This is a genomic window from Candidatus Electrothrix sp. (genome assembly GCF_052785085.1).
Genome location: NZ_JALAAI010000227.1, coordinates 1 through 2,107 on the forward strand (window position 1 = coordinate 1; position 2,107 = coordinate 2,107).

Consider the following 2,107-nt stretch of genomic DNA (forward strand, 5'->3'; position numbering starts at 1 on the left):
TCGGTTACAGCGTGAATGATCTGAACCAGTACACCTCCGTGGACACGAACGGGTCAGCGGCCAGTCCGGCGTATGATGAAGACGGCAGTCTTACCGACGATGGTACCTTCAGCTATACCTGGAACGGGGAAAATCGACTCAGCGCAGTGACCCCGAATAGCCCAGCTGTTGGTGATAACAAACTTGAGTTTCTGTATGACTATATGGGCCGCAGAGCGCGGAAAATTACAACCGCCTGGGACGGCGCAGCCTGGCAGACGGATGAAACCCGTTTCTTTGTCTACGACGGCTGGAATCTGATTGAGGAGCTTGACGGGGCCGGAGCTGTTGCGGCGAGTTACGTCTACGGCCTTGATCTTTCGCAGAGTTTACAGGGTGCTGGCGGCATCGGCGGAATTCTGGCACGAGTTGACCACGGAGCAGATAAGGTTCACCTCTATTTCTACGATGCCAACGGTAATGTAGGACAGTTGATTGATACTGCGGATGGAAGTGTTGTTGCTGCCTACGAATATGCGCCCTTCGGTGGGTTGACTTCTGCAATGGGAAGTTATGCGGGAATTAATCCGTTCCGGTTCAGTTCGAAGTATGCTGATGATGAGATCGGGTTGTATTATTATGGATATCGATATTATTTGCCTGAGTTGGGTAGATGGTTAAGCCGAGATCCGATTGGGGAAGATGGCGGGTTGAATTTGTATGTGTTTGTGGGGAATGATGGGGTGAACCGTTTTGATCTACTCGGAAAGAAGGATTATTGGATAGGAGGTGGAGGAGACAAGTATTCACTCCTTGGGTTCGGACCAACAAATTTGATGCGAAAATTGGTCATAGGGCCATACGGAAAAAGTTTTCCTCTTAAGGATGTCTATGGCGGGTACGAAGAAGTAGCTGATATTGTCACTGATATTGAACAGAGATATAAAGAAAAGCCATGTGAGCCGATAAATTTGATTGGACATAGTTATGGGGGGGCGGCAGCAATTGATATTGCTGCAAAACTGAAGTCAAAAAAGATAAAGGTCAATGTGTTAATAACATTGGACCCTGTAGCAGCAATTCCACGATCAAATCCTGATAATTATGAAATATGGGTTAATGTTTATCAGGATCAAACGCTTGTCGATATAGTTGCTACAATACCTCTGGTAGGTCAGGCGTTAGGGAGCATAGGGAGCTTATTAGCCATGCCTTTTGAACGTCATGATATATCGGATAGTATTGCAACAACTGGGAGTCAGCTTGGCAGTCAGTCTGGTGCTATCAATATTGAAAGGGGATACCATCACGGGGAGGCACATAAATTTTTCCTGGATGCTTTGAAAAAAATTCCAACTGAAATTCGGCAGCGTACAGTAATGCCAAGCAATAAGTAGAGGTGACAGTATATGAAAACTTTTTTATTTTTTTGCATCGGGATGATACTCTCTGGATGTACCCGTTATGTTGATATAGTTGATTTTGATATCTCGAAAAAGAACAATGAATATTTCATCTTGAAGCTCGTAACAAATGAGAGTTTGGAAAAATTGAAAAATTCATATTGGTGTTATGAACCAGTTGTTATTTATGGGATAGATAACGTTAACGATGATGAAAAATTTCCTTTTTCTGTGATAGGAGGGAGTGAAAAAGAACTTTTTGAAAAAAAAATGTACGAAACAAAATGGGAGATTCCTGTGGAAAGGGAACTTGCTATTATAGGTGACAAAACATACTCTTATGATTATTCTGATCAAAATCAGGTTGTATTCTTTGTTAAAATTTCTGGTGCTACTATGGGGGGGGGGCATTTAGATTCTAATACAATAAAAGTTGAGATGAAAAAATAACAGTGAGCCGGGCACACAAACAGCATGAGCTACGCCCATGTGTCCTACTCTCATTTTCTCCAAATCTGCGACCTTTGCTTCAGGTGCTTTGGTCACCAACTCCTACGAGCCCCACCGTAACCTGAAAACCTCGGTACTGAATAAGTACAAAGGATAGGAATTCCCATTTTTTATTCAATAAATCCATAATGATCGTGTAAAATATAGAAAAGAGTTGAAGAGTCGGCAAGAGGAAGGAGAAATGCGCAAGATTGATCAGAACATTTTTCGACGTA

At 42.9% G+C, this 2,107-nt stretch carries 3 protein-coding genes; 2 read left to right on the plus strand and 1 reads right to left on the minus strand.

Annotated features, from left to right (window positions below; genetic code table 11):
- Nucleotides 1–1,376 (plus strand): RHS repeat domain-containing protein (locus L2082_RS19175; RefSeq protein ID WP_446011326.1); only part of this gene is annotated, 1,376 nt, incomplete at its 5' end.
- 12 nt (nt 1,377–1,388) lie between these two features.
- Entirely contained in the window at nt 1,389–1,832 is a 444-nt protein-coding gene (locus L2082_RS19180) for a hypothetical protein (protein ID WP_446011327.1), read from the plus strand.
- 79 nt (nt 1,833–1,911) lie between these two features.
- Here the strand turns inward: L2082_RS19180 and L2082_RS19185 are convergent.
- The coding region (locus L2082_RS19185) for a hypothetical protein (RefSeq protein WP_446012199.1) at nt 1,912–2,107 on the minus strand (196 nt) is incomplete at its 5' end.

Coding starts and splice junctions, on each gene's coding strand:
- L2082_RS19180 (WP_446011327.1), top strand. CDS start 1,389: ATGAAAACTTTTTTATTTTTTTGCATCGGGATGATACTCTCTGGATGT.